Below are 14,322 nucleotides of genomic sequence, written 5' to 3'. Positions count from 1 at the left end.
AACCAAGTAACCTGAGCGTCAAACCAACCCAAGCTCAGCCAGAGATACCACCTTAGTACCGGCAACAATGAGGTGGTCGAGAACCTGCACATCAACCAACGCCAGCGCCGATTTCAGCTTGCGGGTGATCTCTCTGTCCGCCCCGCTGGGTTCAGGTTCGCCGCTGGGATGGTTGTGGACCAGAATTAATGCTCCGGCGTTGTATCGCAGGCTGAGTTTGACGATCTCGCGGGGGTAAACGTTGACCGAGTTAAGCGTTCCCCGGAACAACTCCTGATAGGCTAATACCCGATGTTGGGTATCCAGCAGCAGGATGGCAAACACTTCATGCTCGAGTGGTGCCAGCTTAAACTTCAGATACTCACGCACCGCATGGGGTGAAAGTAACTGCTCTCCCCGGAGGTAGCGGTTTTCGATGATGGATTGCGCCTGTTGCAGTATCAGGTCTTCGTTGCAGGCCAGCATAGCGTTAGCCATATCAAAACTCCCTTTCGACAAAGTAAATGGCACCGGGATAAAGTTGGTAACGACTGGCGTCCGCACGTAAAGAATACGAGGTTCTGTGCGATCTTTTTCGGCCGTTGCTGTCGAAGAAGTGGAGGTACTGGCTGTCAATGCGGGTGACCACCGACCAGTGATATTGGTCGCTAATCAGGATAATGCGGGAGAAATCGGAGGGGGCCAGGTAGTCGGCCATGTCGTTGAGGACGTGCTTTGTGGTCAGGCGTCGGGCTTCTTTGAAAGGTTGGCTAACCTGTATGGGGAAATGCTTATGGTAGTAGCCCCGCCGCAATATTGTCTCTATCAGGCAATCCATGCGGTCCTCATCAATACCGTGGGTCAACCACTCATCCAGCATCCACTGATACCCGTACTCCTTCAACAATGCACGCATCAACGGTCTTCGTTTTACCCTGCCGTCATAAAGATAACTCATCATATTGACCAAGCTGTAAGCCCCACAAAGACAATCCAGTTCGCCCTGTTGAGACGCACTGATCCCTCTACCCTTAGTCACAATAGATTTCTCCTGCATGCATTTAATTTAATTGACTGGCTGATTGATGGCTGACTGGATTAACTTAGCTTTCCCACAATATCTGAGGGGTATAAACGCCCATCTGCCAGTAGTTGATAAAGTTGGATTGCCACAACTCGAATAACTCGCAGCCGTCTCGATGGGTTAAATCACCAACGCCTGCATAGAAGGCGTAACGTTGTGACCAACTGAAATCTATTTCCTTTTCCAGCTCAGGGTACACATGTCCCATATAAGCGAGATCGGTGATGTAATCAAAATAGAACTGGTCATTATCACGAGTAAGTCTGATTTCAACCGGATGATAGCCACCATTTTCTGGGCTGTAGTGAATATCCCGAAAGATAAATGATACTGCCAGTAATTTTGATTTCATTGGTGGCGGCGTACCCATTTCTTTAAATAATAAATCAATCAACTTTTGTCTAACCGGAAGGGAATATCCTTCCTGATGTATTTCATTCATTTTAACCTCATGACTATTATTGAATAGAAGACTCATCGCTTTCATTTAAAGGACGTTCAATTGAATCAAGCCTGCGCAGATCATATTTATAAGTCCATTCATTCACTGCCTGATAAGGGAGAACACAGTCACTCCAGTAACGTCTTGCATAATTAATGTCACAGAATGCCGTGTCGTTGAGGTCTATTCCATAATACTTCATGAACAATTTATTCACGACCCTTTGCCATTGTAATAATGAGCACATAATCGCTCCCTATTTAAATATTCATCATGGCGATTTTTAAAAGCAGCTAACCCTCCAACGAAGGATTAATAATATGGGCGCGCAAGAAAATGGATATTAAAAACTGGCAGCTAATTGACACTTTCCAGTCATGACATTATATCAAAATGACACGTGGCGAGCAAATAATTTCACTAGGTAACTATTATTAATTGAATTAAAAAAAGAGGAGCAAACTGAGGAGGAAATACTATTTCTTGGAGACAGTCTCCAGCAATTCTTGGCGCTGCTCTTCTGAAAACGCCAATAACTGGCGAGCTAACGCAACCACGTCTGAAGGTAACGTGGGCTGAGACAAAGCAATATCTTCAGCCACTTGTTCAAGTGCCTGCTTTAACAGTCGGTCACGGGAATGGGGTTTCATCGTTTTGAACAGTTGCACCCAGAGGTTGAGTTGCTCATCGCTACCATAGGGTGAAACCGTTGGCTGGACGGCCCGCTCACTTTTCAGCGACATGCCCGCCGCACGGATATGGTACTCAAAGCCCTTATGCCCTGTTCTCTTTCTTCTGATTTCCGGGTGCATAGCTGCCAGCTTTTCTAGACGCAGGCGGCAACCTTTTGCCGTACCCGGCATCCCCGGCTTTCCCACGAATGCCTGTGCCGATAGCCACGCCTCACCGTCATGAACGCTATCACTTTGATTCTCAGCAGCAGACGAGACATCCAAAATATTTTTCATAAACTTAGTCCAGAATATCAATACGTTAAAAAGAAACACCCAAAAAGACCACAAAGAGAACTTGATAAGTTCCTTTTATTCGCATTTAATATCCCTGTACTGATACAGAGGAGCTAACACTGTGAATAACCACGTAGCATCGCAAAAAAAGCGAACGAAAGGAAGGGCTAAAGACTGGCACAGGGCCGACATTGTGGCTGCATTGCACAAGCGTGGATTAAGTCTGGCCCAACTATCTCGCGATCAGGGATTAGGCTCCCGCACATTGAATAATGCCTTTAGCCAGCACTACCCGAAGGCAGAACGCCTGATAGCGGCGGCGCTGGGTATGATGCCCGAACAGATATGGCCCAGCCGTTATTTCAATAAGATGCCGTCCATCCACACAGGCAAGGAATAGCCATGGCAACCACCATCACCTCGGTAACGGAAAGTTTTGAATACTTCTTTCATTCCCTGTACCGCACTGAGTTTGTCAAAACATTGCGCTTAAATGAGTGTAGTGAAAGGGAACTCCTCCCGCTGGTACGTTGCTACCTTTTAGGGTGTTTCTCCGATGATGTTTCACCGGAAGTGAAAGGGAAGCTCCCGGGCACAATAACTGGCAATGGCTACATTGATTTTGTGATTGATGATGTGGCGGTGGAATTCGCCGTCCGTAAGCCCACCGCAACCAAATCAACGGTATCAGCCACGGTCAATAGCACGGAAATGAAGAAGTTAATGAAGTTCGACGGCAAAGCATTGCTGGTGTTATTCGACTTCTCTACCACACCCTATTCAGAAGCCCAAATAGAGGCTTTCCGCGACTGGCCTTCGCTCGGGAAAGGGAATCATAAAAAGTCTGCCTTCAACGTCGCCTATTTCTATGTTGAAAAACGCAGGCCGCTAACATTCGGGAAAATCACTAAAAACATTCGTATCAACTGACAAGGAATAAACAATGAAAAGAGTCATTTTAGCCACTCTAGTATTGAGCACATCAGCACTAGTAACAGCAGCAGAATACGTCAAACCAAACGGATCACTATCATTGGCAGCAGGCGGCAATGGTGTTGAATTCAGTATTAACGCAGCGAGTAAAGATGCTTCCGGCATCTGCAATATGGACGGCTCAGCGCAATCTATTGGTGCCGGTGAAAATCAGAAGCATCGCTGGGTTTATAATGATACGTCAAGCCAGTGTGTGGCGGTAATCAGCGAACAGAACAACGGTAAGGTGACGGTAGTGACCAAGGGGTGTGAAGGTTATTGTGGCATGACAGCCGTTGGAGCAATGGATGGGATTTACCGGAAGAAATAGCGAGGAAATGCAGGGAAAAGGACAGTGAGTGAACAAGAGCAGGATGATCTTAGCCATAAAATGGACGCAGAACTTTACGATAAAACACTTCGACTGATTATTCAGGAAGGGCTAATCGAAATTAAGGTTAAAACTGTACAACTTCATTTTCGCGTGGGCTATAACCGCGCAGCTCGGATAGTAGAACGTCTACGTCTGGAAAACAAAATATTAAATAATGAAATTAACAAGGATTGACCAAATGACATCAAAATTGGCTTTATTATTCATCTTCGCAAGCCTGCTAGTTGGTTGCGGAGATAGCACACCAAAATGTAATAGTAGTGATGCTAAAAACCTTGTGGTTGATATTTCACAAAAGCAAATTAAGAAACAATTTGACCAACTCCGAAATTCACAATTGTCAGAAATGGTGCCTAAGGATGCAGATAACATTCAATTATCTGTTATTAACGTCAGGACTGTAAAGCATGACTCCTCACTGGATACCTATACATGCTCTGCTGACTTGAAAATGATTTTGCCTGAAAAAACCACTGACCTCCCGATAACATATAACATCCAGAGAACGGATGATAATAACGGGCAGTTTTACATTAACGTATTTGGCTTGTAAGACGCTTAGGCAACATCAGGGATCCTTTGGGTTAAAGTAATTGACATTTTAACCCAAAAGGAAAACTCATGAAAAAGATCTTCATATTTACTATTATCACTATGACCTTAATTTGTTGGTTCATGGTATATAAGGCATCTGAACTAGAAAAAAACATCCCTATTAATACTCCCCTTATCATTAAATCTAACTTGCCAGGAAAATGCAGGGCCACAGTTTTTGAAACTGCTGGCGATACTAAACGAAATGTTTCTGTCGTCGCGTGCAGGGTACAGCTTTATACACATTACTAATTTCACTGCATTCCCTCGCAGCCCACAGGTAAAGCATACGCGGCTGCCGAGCTTTCGGGTACGCTTACGATACTTCAGATAAAACCAGCAAGTCTGCTTATTTGTGGATTGTAATGGTTAAGAGTCATTTGCTCAGGGGTGAGCAAATGGCCAGGTGAACGCTGAGTAAAAAATTGACAACTTTTGATGAAATGAGACTGATCGCAATACCCTCCATCCAGCAAAGTGTCGAGTAATGGGGTTCCCGTTAGCAATTTACGCAATGTTCTCTGAAAGCGAGCCGTACGCTGGAAATAACGAGCATCCACACCAATATAGCTACGGAATTGTCTCTGAAGTGTGCGGGGGCTGATACCTGATAGTTGTAGAAATTCAGAATACGAAAGACCATGATAGAGTTTTTCTATTGGCCGCAAGAGATCGAGTTCCCGTCGAGGTCGTCGGGCGAGTTGTTGTCGCATCCATTGGCCCAAAGCACCAGCGCCCTGCTCGTACACAAGTTCGATGGCCGGTAGGGATATCCCTAACTCATCTAGCTGTAATACCTGATCGCTGATATGTTCCAGCGGTATGCCAAATAATTCAAAGCAGGATGCAGAGCGCAGCCGTAGACTCAATATATGAATACAGCCACTGGCGGAAAAACTCAGATGGGCATGGCGTGGACAAAGTAGCACCGCAGCTCCAGAGTTAACTGAAAAGCTCTCGGAAAAGCCCAGCCGAGAGACACTCGTTATAGATATATTATCTCCCAGATTGAAAAGTATCTCTGCTCCCGTTCCAGGAAAAATCTCTGGTATTACGTGGCTTTTATTAAAGCGCCACTCCCAGCAGTGAGCCAGCCAGGGCTCCAAATCAGGTGAAGGATGATATCTGCGGCATTGCATGTGAAGTGTTCTTTTTTCACAGGTACAGTTAAGAATGCAATGGGGAGAGGGTATCACCACTGACGTTACCAAGACAAGGATGCTGATCGAAGCGTACGACGCCGATAAGCATACGCCCTGCGGCGGCCTTCACCATGCTGGCAACTCCCAGATGACCAAAGCCTGCACACAACTCTACAGCCTGGATACCCTCCTGATGTAATTCATCAAGTATCTCGCATCCTCGTTGATAATCGGGCACAGCTATCATTTTCACATGAACATTCTCTGTCTTTACCCATGAGACATGCTTTGCAGAATCTGCGGCTGGTGCAACAAAAATAAAAGCAGCTTTAAAAATATCGGACATAAATGAATTTCCTGGATGAGTGAATTTTCACTCTACACTGGGACACTGAAATAAAATTGTACCGCAGCGACACAGAGAGCGATGTAGCCCCCTGAAACACCGGACAGTAGCTGTCAATACGGCGCTCACTTGACGCTTACAAAACAAACAACTCATGCTATCTTTATCATTCTCCAGTTTCATGTCTAATTTGTACTAAATAGCACCAGAAAAATAATTTGATGGTATCTATGATGGTATAAAAATGAGAAATACTTTAATTTACTTTAAATACAAAAGATTAAATTCAAGGTCGATTCCAGTCGGGACACCATTACAGCATTACCTCGCAACACCACGACACACCACGACACACCAAAAACCCTTTGACCGCAAAGCCTCCAGACAATCAACACTCGGCGGCCGAAAGTGTGCGGATTGCCTGAGACAATGGCGGCCAGGGGGCTTTTATCTATAACCGATTGATTCAACAAAGCCGATTAAGGGCATTGCCCATAAGTCAGTTAATGACTAAATAGCTAATGCTTGTTTCAATGCGGGTAAAGTATAGCGGACACAATATGGCGCAGTACCGCGTTCGAATAACCGGCCCTGAGCTAACGGCCCGGCATCTAAAGTATCGAAACCGAATTGGTCTAGCAGATGACTAACCTGTTGTTTAGCCTCGGCATCATCCCCTGCAATGGGGAGAGCGCGTCTATTTGGTGTCCCTGCTAGTTGACCATCCACTTCTAGCTCCTTTACGCGTATCGAATTGAAAGCTTTAACAATTTTCGATGTAGGCAAATGTTGTGCTAATAACTCACTGGTTGTGGTCTGGTGAGTATCCAGTTCGACAATCTGCCCATCCCGTTCAGGATAGTAATTATTCGCATCGAGCACGACTTTACCCGCCAAAGCTGCCACGGGCACAGAACGGTAATTTTTCAGTGGAATCGCAATTAAGACAATCTCACCAAATTCAGCCGACTCCTCAGCGGTGCCAATCTCACATCCAACGGCACTCGCAAGACTGTGTAACGTTTCCGGGCCTCGCGAATTACTGATCATCACGTGATGGCCGTGACGCACAGCCAATTCTGCAACAGCACGCCCAATAAATCCTGCGCCAATAATTCCAATTTTCATGTCAATACTCTCTTGTTGTCGGTAGCAAATTGAACTTACTCACTATAATTACCAATCAAAAGATGATAAATACTCATTCAATTGCGAATTTAGAAACCATAGGTTGCGAATAATGGATCGACTACATAGCATGGCGGTATTTATCAAAGTGGTTGACTGTGGATCACTCGCCACTGCGAGTGAACAGCTCAATATGTCGTCGCAAATGGCAGGAAAGCATGTCGCCTTCCTGGAAAATCGCTTGGGCACACGCCTCCTCAACCGTACAACGCGTAAGCAAAGTCTGACGGAAATCGGCACATTGTTTTATGAGCGATGCAAAATTGTGTTAGCTGAGGCCGAAGCTGCGGAATCTATTGCTTATGAACTGAGTGCCACGCCCCGTGGCCGCCTGCGCATCAACGCCCCCGTGACCTTTGGTGCTTATAGCCTGGCACCGCTGATTACCCGTTATCTACGCGAGTATCCGCAAGTCCATGTTGATTTAACTCTCAATGATAGGTTTGTTGACCTCATTGATGAGGGTTATGAAGCTGTCATTCGTCTTGGTGCCCTCAAAGACTCGTCACTCATCGCGCGTTCGCTGGCACCTTATCGCCTGATAGCTTGCGCATCACCTCAGTATTTGTCCGCCCGCGGGTTACCATTAGTTCCCGAAGACCTTACAACGCATGAATGCCTCGGTTTTACCTACTGGTCCAATCCTCCCGAACGCGGCTGGCATTTTACTAAAGATGGGCAGCTCCATGCTGTTCAGGTTAATGGGCGTTTGCAGGTAAATGATGCAACGGCGCTACTCTCAGCAGCATTGAATGACGGGGGGATTATTCTCGGTGCAGAGGTTGTCTTGAAAAACTATCTGGCGTCCGGGCAACTGGTGCAAGTGCTGGCCGGCTATGAGGCACCTTCCCGCCAGATGCATATTCTATTTGCCGCACATCGGCGACCAACACCTAAATTGCGCAGCTTTATTGACTTTGTAGTAGCTGAATTTGGCCACCAAAATTGACACCATTATCTTATTATTAAGACCTAATCAGAAAATAAAGGCGCTGGTCGAATCTACAGATTAATATCTCTTCTTCTCATAAAATCGCTTTAATCGAACCAATCATCTCTACATGCGCAAAACTATAAAAACCCATAATATACAGCACGATAGGAATATAATGTCGTGGTAATACAAAATGCCCTTTGCTGACTTCAATCACAGTCTGACTATCCTTTAATGTGATAAAAAGTGTAAAATAGGTGAACATCAATACAGTAGTCTGTTATTTATCACTTTTTTATATTTATTAATTTTAATTTCAAGAGGTTAGCGTGATGGGTTTACCAAACTGTCCAAAATGCAATTCTGAATATACATGGCAGGAAGAAGAAAAACTGAATTGCCCAGAATGTGGTCATGAGTGGTCGGCAAATAGTGATGCCGCAGCAACTGAAGAAGGCCTGGTGGTACGTGATGCCAATGGCAATTTATTGGCTGACGGTGACGCGGTAACTGTTGTTAAGGATCTGAAAGTCAAAGGTAGCTCTTCAACTCTGAAAATCGGCACCAAAGTGAAGAGCATCCGCCTGGTTGAAGGTGACCACAATATCGATTGTAAAATTGATGGGTTTGGCCCAATGAAGCTGAAATCTGAGTTTGTGAAAAAAAGCTAATAGCTTAAACAGCGACTTTTCCCCTTGCCGGTGCCGTTTGCAGAGCAAGGGGCTATTTGCAGTGACACCTATCATACCGCCCCATTTCGTCTCCCTGTGCAAAAATTCTCTCCCTATCAATTTAAAGAACAGTACATTTAGATATATCTTTTTTTGCATCCGCCCTTGCTAATTTCGATATATCTAAAGGAGATTTACTATGTTTGGTTTTTCAAAACGGGGTCATCGTTGTGGTGAAGGTCACCATGAAGGGGAACGCCGCTGTGGCGAAAGAATGCATCGCGGTGGCCGCCACCATATGGCAGGTGAAGCTGTTGAAGCCGCAAGAGGCGGCAGGCGCGGGCGTGGTGAAAAAATGCATCGCCTGTTTGAACATGGTGATTTGCGCGTTGTGCTGTTGGCGCTGCTTGATAAAAAGCCCAGCCATGGCTACGAGCTGATTAAAGCTATCGAAGAGGCGTCTTCAGGTTTATATGTGCCAAGTCCAGGTGTTATCTACCCAACATTAACCTTATTAGAAGAGCAGGATTTTGTTACCCCAGTAGCGACAGGTAATGGCCGTAAAAGTTACCAAATTACAGATGCTGGTAAAGCCGAATTACAGCAAAACCAACAAATGGTTGATGTTATTTTTTCGCGTCTGGCCCAGGTAAACCGCCGCCCTGAAGGCAATATGGCTGAAGGTATTTCCGATGTAATGCACCGTTTACGTCATATTCTACGCAGCAGTATGATGCGCTCGGATGTGACACCAGAGCAGGTTGAGAACATTAATGCAGCCCTACTGACGGCCGTCGAGGCTATTGAAAAAGAGTTAGCGCCCAAAACGGCTGAAACTCATGAACCGGAGAAAAAATAATGCCTGGTTACCGTTATCGAATCACTATCGAGCCGCTGACCGACCGCAAAGGTGAACCCATTAATAAGGCACCGGTAACATTCGAAGTCGAGAATCACGATGAGATCCTCGGCATCATCGAGCGGCTACAGGCGCGTGAAGATCTGGGCTTCGGTAATGAGAAAACAGCTGCATTTGCATTAGGTCTGAAACTGTTTTCAGAAACAATGATGGAAAATCGCAAACACCCGATATTTGCCCCATTGCGGACGGCATTTATGGATTTTATGCTCAACTTGAAGAAAGGCTCGACACGCGATCGTGCCGAGTGATACACCATAAATATAAGATAAAACTACAGCAAGACGCGAATAATATGACTCGCCGGGAATATAAGCCCTACACGCCATTCCCGGCGAATTATTTAACTCAAATCAGCGCCATTACTGGCAATGACTTTTTTATACCAATAGAAAGATTTCTTTTTCTTGCGAGCTAAGGAGCCATTGCCAAGATCATCGCGGTCAACATATACAAACCCGTAGCGCTTACTCATTTCCCCAGTAGAAGCGGAAACTAAATCAATGCATCCCCATGAGGTATATCCAATAACCGGAATACCATCATCGATAGCATCTGCCATTGCTTTAATATGTTCGCGTAAATAGCTAATGCGGTAATCGTCGTCAATTTCACCCTGAGAGTTAATTTCATCCTTGGCCCCCAGCCCATTTTCAACTAAGAAAAGTGGTTTCTGATAGCGGTCATACATCATATTCATGGTGATGCGCAGACCCAGAGGGTCAATGCCCCACCCCCACTCACTGGCCTGAATATGCGGATTTTTCAAGGATTTTACGATATTCGCCGCACTGCTGTTATGTTCATTCATATCCGCCGAAGCACAGCGTGAAGCGTAATAACTAAAGGAGACAAAATCGACGGTATGTTTGAGAATATCGTTGTCTTCCTCGTGCGTGGTAATTGAAATACCTTTCTCTCTGAAAAGGCGTTTTGTATAAGCGGGGTAAGCCCCACGGGCCTGTACATCAATGAAAAATAGATTTTCGCGGTCTTTTTCCAGCGCCGCCCAGACATCCTCAGGTTTGCAGGTGCGCGGGTAAAAACTCCCTCCCGCCAGCATGCAACCGACCTGGTTCTCAGGATTGATCTCATGTGCAATTTTCGTTGCTAATGCACTGGCGAGCAGTTCGTGGTGAGCCGCTTGATATTTTACCTGTTCCTGATTTTCATCCGCTTCAAACGCTAAACCCGCCCCAGAGAATGGGCTATGCAGCAAGATATTAATCTCATTAAATGTCAGCCAATACTTCACCAAACCATCAAAAGCTTCAAAACATGTTCGGGCATAACGCGTGAAAAACTCAACCATTTTTCGGCTACGCCACGAGCCATACTCCGTCACCAGATGCATAGGAACATCAAAGTGGCATAAGGTTACCAACGGCTCAATATTGTACTTTTTGCACTCATTAAAAAGGTCGCGATAAAAAGCAATACCCTCCGCGTTAGGGGTCATTTCATCGCCATTAGGGTAAATACGGCTCCATGCTATTGATGTGCGAAATACGGTAAACCCCATTTCAGCCATTAATGCAATATCGTCTTTATAATGATGATAAAAATCAATCGCTTGATGGCTAGGGTAAAACTCGTTTTCTCTTAAAGTAAAACGCTTTTCTTGCCCTAACTTCACGGCTAAACGGTGTGGCCCATGAGGGATCATATCCACCGTTGTCAGCCCTTTTCCACCTTCAAAGCAAGCGCCTTCGGCCTGGTTTGCGGCTAATGCGCCGCCCCATAAGAAACCGTCAGGAAATGTTGATGCTGGCATTTAATACCTCTTTATTTAGTTAATTTTTACTGCACTGTGCGAAACATTTGAGTCGGCGCTATCACCGACACTGTCTTCAACAGGAATATCTTCAAATCCCAATAAGAGTGTCGTCACAAAAGAAATGACTATCGCCAAAACCATGACGCCAAACACCCAAACAATACTCATTGGATTTGCCGGGTCGAAGAACTGGACACTGGTAAACAACCCCGGAGACGCCATTGAATGGCTGGCTAATCCACCGATTCCCGCCACCGCGCCACAAATAAACCCACTGATAAGGCTGGCGATCAGTGGGCGTTTGAGCCGCAATGCAACACCATAAAGTGCCGGTTCAGAGATACCGGCCACAATCGCGGAAGCCGCTGCTGCCAAGGCCGTTTGGCGTAATTCTGGGTTTTTGGTGCGCCAGGCGACCGCCAAAGATGAGCCACCCAGTGATAGATTCGCTCCAATTTCTGACGGCATAACCATGCCCTCTTTCCCAGTTTCGGCAATAGTTTGAATAATCGTGGGGGTAAAAACACGGTGCATGCCGGTCATAACTAATAATGGCCAAAGTGCGCCCATAATCGCCACAGAAAGCCAGCCCAGATAATCATGCACGGTGTACACCAAAGCAGAGATACCACTACCAATCCAGACGCCCAATGGCCCAATAAACATAATGGCAATAGGCGCGGAAATCAGCACAATCAGCATAGGTTTCAGGAAGTTTTTAGTCACCGCTGGTGTAATGCGATCAACCCACCGCTCAATATAGGATAGCAGCCAGGTCATACACAGTGCGGGGATTACGGTATAGGTGTATTTCACCGCAGTGACAGTTACACCCATAAATTCAACATGTTGGCCTTGCGCAGCTTTTGCCATCAAATCAATAAAGGCTGGGTGAACCAATACCCCGGCAATGGCAATCGCGAGTGACATATTGGTTTTGAATTTTATCGCCGCAGAAGCCGCCACCATGACTGGCAGGAAGAAGAAAGCCCCGTCACCAATCACATTTAGAATAATGAGAGTCGATGAGCCTTTGCCGAAAATACCGGTCATATCCAGTATCATCGCCAACAATTTCACCATGGAGCCGCCAATGATGGCGGGGATCAAAGGTGACATGGTGCCAATTAATGCATCCAGTATCCCTGCCCCAATCCGTTTTAAAGTGATTTTATTTTTCTGGGGCAGTGCGTTGGTCGGTAATACGCCTTCAGGCAGCAGTTTGATCACTTCAGCATAGGCATAACCCACATTATTGCCAATAATCACCTGACACTGGTTTTCACTATGTACCACCCCCAACACACCTTTAGTCGCCTTTAATTGGGCTAAATTAACCGCATTTTCGTCATTGAGTACAAAACGTAAACGCGTCATGCAGTGGGTTATAGCTCCGATATTATTGGCACCACCAATAGCATCGACGATCTGTTGTGATAGTGCCGCATAATTTTTAGACATGAGTAACAATTCCCCATAATGGCGCACGTCGAGCTAAGTGGACTCTTGTATTGAGTGAAGGAAAAACAACTTCGCCTGCAAAAGTGTGCAATTAGCTATCATATTCATATAGTTATAAATGAGTTACTGACTGGAAATGTATTGTCTTTGGTCGTTTCCAGATAAATAGGTAACCGGTTCCACATGAGAGTCTTAAAATATGAGGTAGAATTCAAGATATGAATTTATTTTATTTCCATTCCGTGATGGTGATCGACATCCAAATTGCGGCAAACTGATGCACTCGACAAATAGGCCGAATCACGAATGCAACCAACACCCCTGCAATTTCAGGGCCGAGAGTATAGAATGACAGTAATTTCAACGTGTCAGGAAGGGCCTATGTCTACAATGCAAGAAGTGGCAAAGAAAGCCGGTGTTTCAAAAGCCACTGTTTCGCGTGTTTTGTCGGGCAAAGGCTATGTCAGTGATGCGACTAAGGAGCAGGTCTTTAAAGCAATTGAAGAGACTGGGTATCGGCCAAATTTGCTGGCGAGAAATCTGGCAACAAATAAATCTGAATGCATTGGCTTGGTAGTGACCAATACTCTGTATAACGGCAGTTATTTCAATGAAATACTGTCTCAAGCCGCACAGAAATTAGAGAATAATGGCCGTCAGTTAGTGCTGGTTGACGGGAAACACAGTGCTAAAGAGGAACAAGAAGCTATTCAGTTTCTGCTCGATTTACGCTGTGATGCAATAATAATTTATCCCCGCTTTTTAACGGTTGATGCCATGGATCTTATTATTGATAAATATAAACAGCCGATTATGGTGGTTAACAGAAAGCTGCGAAAAAATCATAGCCACTGTATTTTCTGTGACCATAAAGGCTCCAGTTATAATGCGACTAAATACCTTATTGAGCGAGGTCATCGGGATATCGCTTTTATTACCGGTTCGCTTGACTCCCCGACCGCGATTGAGCGCCTCTCCGGGTATAAAGCAGCATTGGCCGCATTTTCTCTACCTGCTCAAGATAATCTTATTGTGCAAGGAAAATGGACAGCGGCAAGTGGGGCAACTGCGGTAGAATCATTATTAACCAACCCATCCTCCTTCAGCGCAATTATCGCCAGTAATGATGATATGGCCATTGGTGCAATGAAAAGACTAAATGAAGTCGGATTAAAAGTTCCTGGCGATATTTCTATTATTGGGTTTGATAATATCCCTATTGCGCCTTTCCTATTGCCTCCATTATCCAGTATCAAAGATCCCGTCAGTGGTATGATAAATGAAGTCATTAATCGGTTAGTTTCAATGCTGGATGGCGGATATTTATCAAATGAAAATATATTCCAATCTGATCTGATCATCAGAGACTCGGTCAGTAATGGGCCTTTTTTTAGCTCATTCAATGCTTAATAACGATTATTGAATATAAGTGTTCAAAAAGGAGCCAAAGG

General features: G+C 45.2%; 20 protein-coding genes. 10 read left to right on the top strand and 10 right to left on the bottom strand.

All coding sequences use genetic code 11. From position 1 onward, the window contains the following. Window positions 1–18 precede the first annotated feature (18 nt). The 5 genes from radC to F0T03_RS07035 all read right to left on the bottom strand — a co-directional run bounded on the left by radC (window position 19) and on the right by F0T03_RS07035 (window position 2,473). Window positions 19–477: a RadC family protein gene (gene radC, locus F0T03_RS07055; RefSeq protein WP_159680750.1), complete on the bottom strand. Its 459-nt coding sequence runs from the start codon at window positions 475–477 to the stop codon at window positions 19–21. 1 nt (window position 478) lies between these two features. Next, the gene (locus F0T03_RS07050; RefSeq protein ID WP_246169937.1) at window positions 479–1,018 is read right to left on the bottom strand and encodes a hypothetical protein; all 540 of its coding nucleotides are present in this window, start codon (window positions 1,016–1,018) and stop codon (window positions 479–481) included. A gap of 64 nt (window positions 1,019–1,082) precedes the next feature. Continuing rightward, on the bottom strand, window positions 1,083–1,505 hold the full coding sequence (locus F0T03_RS07045) for a DUF2787 family protein (RefSeq protein WP_159677570.1): 423 nt from the start codon (window positions 1,503–1,505) through the stop codon (window positions 1,083–1,085). 16 nt (window positions 1,506–1,521) lie between these two features. Next, window positions 1,522–1,752: a TA system toxin CbtA family protein gene (locus F0T03_RS07040; RefSeq protein ID WP_159677569.1), complete on the bottom strand. Its 231-nt coding sequence runs from the start codon at window positions 1,750–1,752 to the stop codon at window positions 1,522–1,524. A gap of 229 nt (window positions 1,753–1,981) precedes the next feature. Then, window positions 1,982–2,473: a hypothetical protein gene (locus F0T03_RS07035; RefSeq protein WP_246169936.1), complete on the bottom strand. Its 492-nt coding sequence runs from the start codon at window positions 2,471–2,473 to the stop codon at window positions 1,982–1,984. Between the two features lie 121 nt (window positions 2,474–2,594). Here F0T03_RS07035 and F0T03_RS07030 point away from each other — a divergent pair, with 121 nt between their 5' ends. Genes F0T03_RS07030 through F0T03_RS07010 form a run of 5 tightly spaced genes read left to right on the top strand, consistent with a single transcriptional unit; the run spans window position 2,595 to window position 4,392 of the window. Beyond that, window positions 2,595–2,873: a helix-turn-helix domain-containing protein gene (locus F0T03_RS07030; protein ID WP_159677568.1), complete on the top strand. Its 279-nt coding sequence runs from the start codon at window positions 2,595–2,597 to the stop codon at window positions 2,871–2,873. 2 nt (window positions 2,874–2,875) lie between these two features. Continuing rightward, window positions 2,876–3,403 carry a hypothetical protein gene (locus F0T03_RS07025; protein ID WP_159677567.1) on the top strand — a complete coding sequence of 176 codons (528 nt, stop codon included), beginning with the start codon at window positions 2,876–2,878 and terminating at the stop codon, window positions 3,401–3,403. A gap of 13 nt (window positions 3,404–3,416) precedes the next feature. After that, on the top strand, window positions 3,417–3,776 hold the full coding sequence (locus F0T03_RS07020; protein WP_159677566.1) for an acyl-CoA dehydrogenase: 360 nt from the start codon (window positions 3,417–3,419) through the stop codon (window positions 3,774–3,776). A 24-nt stretch (window positions 3,777–3,800) separates the two neighbouring features. Then, on the top strand, window positions 3,801–4,013 hold the full coding sequence (locus F0T03_RS07015; RefSeq protein WP_159677565.1) for a DNA translocase FtsK: 213 nt from the start codon (window positions 3,801–3,803) through the stop codon (window positions 4,011–4,013). Window positions 4,014–4,017: 4 nt separating this feature from the next. After that, complete coding sequence (locus F0T03_RS07010; RefSeq protein ID WP_159677564.1) at window positions 4,018–4,392, top strand: hypothetical protein; 375 nt, start codon at window positions 4,018–4,020, stop codon at window positions 4,390–4,392. A gap of 367 nt (window positions 4,393–4,759) precedes the next feature. Here F0T03_RS07010 and F0T03_RS07005 read toward each other — a convergent pair whose 3' ends face one another. The 3 genes from F0T03_RS07005 to F0T03_RS06995 form a co-directional block, all read right to left on the bottom strand. Continuing rightward, window positions 4,760–5,572, bottom strand: coding sequence for a helix-turn-helix domain-containing protein (locus tag F0T03_RS07005; protein WP_159677563.1), 813 nt, complete (start codon window positions 5,570–5,572; stop codon window positions 4,760–4,762). Between the two features lie 28 nt (window positions 5,573–5,600). Continuing rightward, complete coding sequence (locus F0T03_RS07000) at window positions 5,601–5,921, bottom strand: DUF6506 family protein (RefSeq protein ID WP_159677562.1); 321 nt, start codon at window positions 5,919–5,921, stop codon at window positions 5,601–5,603. Window positions 5,922–6,431: 510 nt separating this feature from the next. After that, the gene (locus F0T03_RS06995) at window positions 6,432–7,079 is read right to left on the bottom strand and encodes an NADPH-dependent F420 reductase (RefSeq protein WP_281347279.1); all 648 of its coding nucleotides are present in this window, start codon (window positions 7,077–7,079) and stop codon (window positions 6,432–6,434) included. A gap of 82 nt (window positions 7,080–7,161) precedes the next feature. Here F0T03_RS06995 and F0T03_RS06990 point away from each other — a divergent pair, with 82 nt between their 5' ends. From F0T03_RS06990 to F0T03_RS06975, 4 genes are all read left to right on the top strand, one after another. Then, window positions 7,162–8,058 (top strand): LysR family transcriptional regulator, encoded by an 897-nt coding sequence (locus F0T03_RS06990; protein WP_159677560.1) that lies wholly within the window; start codon window positions 7,162–7,164, stop codon window positions 8,056–8,058. A 314-nt stretch (window positions 8,059–8,372) separates the two neighbouring features. Next, window positions 8,373–8,714 carry a zinc ribbon domain-containing protein YjdM gene (locus F0T03_RS06985; protein ID WP_162526901.1) on the top strand — a complete coding sequence of 114 codons (342 nt, stop codon included), beginning with the start codon at window positions 8,373–8,375 and terminating at the stop codon, window positions 8,712–8,714. Window positions 8,715–8,913: 199 nt separating this feature from the next. Next, the gene (locus F0T03_RS06980; RefSeq protein WP_145554731.1) at window positions 8,914–9,573 is read left to right on the top strand and encodes a PadR family transcriptional regulator; all 660 of its coding nucleotides are present in this window, start codon (window positions 8,914–8,916) and stop codon (window positions 9,571–9,573) included. Continuing rightward, window positions 9,573–9,884 carry a DUF3861 domain-containing protein gene (locus F0T03_RS06975; RefSeq protein WP_159677559.1) on the top strand — a complete coding sequence of 104 codons (312 nt, stop codon included), beginning with the start codon at window positions 9,573–9,575 and terminating at the stop codon, window positions 9,882–9,884. The genes F0T03_RS06980 and F0T03_RS06975 overlap by 1 nt, the downstream gene beginning before the upstream one ends. Before the next feature lie 92 nt (window positions 9,885–9,976). On the opposite strand, the gene F0T03_RS06970 is transcribed toward F0T03_RS06975, so the two are convergent. Both F0T03_RS06970 and ascF read right to left on the bottom strand, forming a co-directional pair. Beyond that, complete coding sequence (locus tag F0T03_RS06970; protein ID WP_159677558.1) at window positions 9,977–11,407, bottom strand: 6-phospho-beta-glucosidase; 1,431 nt, start codon at window positions 11,405–11,407, stop codon at window positions 9,977–9,979. 15 nt (window positions 11,408–11,422) lie between these two features. After that, entirely contained in the window at window positions 11,423–12,871 is a 1,449-nt protein-coding gene (ascF, locus tag F0T03_RS06965; protein ID WP_162526900.1) for a PTS cellobiose/arbutin/salicin transporter subunit IIBC, read from the bottom strand. Window positions 12,872–13,252: 381 nt separating this feature from the next. Here ascF and F0T03_RS06960 point away from each other — a divergent pair, with 381 nt between their 5' ends. Further along, window positions 13,253–14,281, top strand: a complete 1,029-nt coding sequence (locus F0T03_RS06960; protein ID WP_159677556.1) for a LacI family DNA-binding transcriptional regulator — start codon at window positions 13,253–13,255, stop codon at window positions 14,279–14,281. The last annotated feature ends 41 nt before the right edge of the window (window positions 14,282–14,322 follow it).

Source organism: Yersinia canariae (assembly GCF_009831415.1).
In the GTDB taxonomy this organism is placed as follows: domain Bacteria; phylum Pseudomonadota; class Gammaproteobacteria; order Enterobacterales; family Enterobacteriaceae; genus Yersinia; species Yersinia canariae.
Note: the sequence above shows the minus strand (reverse complement) of the source record. Positions and strands in the feature narration are given on the sequence as shown.

Coding starts and splice junctions, on each gene's coding strand:
- F0T03_RS07020 (WP_159677566.1), top strand. CDS start 3,417: ATGAAAAGAGTCATTTTAGCCACTCTAGTATTGAGCACATCAGCACTA.
- F0T03_RS06970 (WP_159677558.1), bottom strand. CDS start 11,407: ATGCCAGCATCAACATTTCCTGACGGTTTCTTATGGGGCGGCGCATTA.
- F0T03_RS07025 (WP_159677567.1), top strand. CDS start 2,876: ATGGCAACCACCATCACCTCGGTAACGGAAAGTTTTGAATACTTCTTT.
- F0T03_RS07035 (WP_246169936.1), bottom strand. CDS start 2,473: ATGAAAAATATTTTGGATGTCTCGTCTGCTGCTGAGAATCAAAGTGAT.
- ascF (WP_162526900.1), bottom strand. CDS start 12,871: ATGTCTAAAAATTATGCGGCACTATCACAACAGATCGTCGATGCTATT.
- F0T03_RS07005 (WP_159677563.1), bottom strand. CDS start 5,572: ATGCAATGCCGCAGATATCATCCTTCACCTGATTTGGAGCCCTGGCTG.
- F0T03_RS06980 (WP_145554731.1), top strand. CDS start 8,914: ATGTTTGGTTTTTCAAAACGGGGTCATCGTTGTGGTGAAGGTCACCAT.
- F0T03_RS06975 (WP_159677559.1), top strand. CDS start 9,573: ATGCCTGGTTACCGTTATCGAATCACTATCGAGCCGCTGACCGACCGC.
- F0T03_RS06990 (WP_159677560.1), top strand. CDS start 7,162: ATGGATCGACTACATAGCATGGCGGTATTTATCAAAGTGGTTGACTGT.
- radC (WP_159680750.1), bottom strand. CDS start 477: ATGGCTAACGCTATGCTGGCCTGCAACGAAGACCTGATACTGCAACAG.
- F0T03_RS07000 (WP_159677562.1), bottom strand. CDS start 5,921: ATGTCCGATATTTTTAAAGCTGCTTTTATTTTTGTTGCACCAGCCGCA.
- F0T03_RS07045 (WP_159677570.1), bottom strand. CDS start 1,505: ATGAATGAAATACATCAGGAAGGATATTCCCTTCCGGTTAGACAAAAG.
- F0T03_RS06960 (WP_159677556.1), top strand. CDS start 13,253: ATGTCTACAATGCAAGAAGTGGCAAAGAAAGCCGGTGTTTCAAAAGCC.
- F0T03_RS07040 (WP_159677569.1), bottom strand. CDS start 1,752: ATGTGCTCATTATTACAATGGCAAAGGGTCGTGAATAAATTGTTCATG.
- F0T03_RS07010 (WP_159677564.1), top strand. CDS start 4,018: ATGACATCAAAATTGGCTTTATTATTCATCTTCGCAAGCCTGCTAGTT.